General features: G+C 40.9%; 1 protein-coding gene. It reads right to left on the reverse strand.

All coding sequences use genetic code 11. The features are described 5' to 3' along the window. Positions 1-215: DUF389 domain-containing protein (locus HMPREF2957_RS00230; protein ID WP_148131959.1), on the reverse strand; the 215-nt coding region annotated here is incomplete at both ends.

Genomic DNA, 215 nt, shown 5'->3' on the forward strand with positions numbered 1-215 from the left:
ATCCCACCAGCAATAGCAATGAGAACATCCCAAATGGTTGGAGAGGTTCGTGCAATCAACTCGCTACTTGCATAAGATAAGGGAGAAATCCAGAAATACAGAGTCGAGACAAGCAAACTGACCAATACTTGAGTAAATAAAACCTCTAGAGATTGCTTGATTAAACGCGTATCAAAAATAGCTAAACCGAATCCCAGTCCAACAATCGGTGTCAT

Source organism: Streptococcus sp. HMSC062D07, assembly GCF_001814215.1.
Taxonomy (GTDB): domain Bacteria; phylum Bacillota; class Bacilli; order Lactobacillales; family Streptococcaceae; genus Streptococcus; species Streptococcus infantis_I.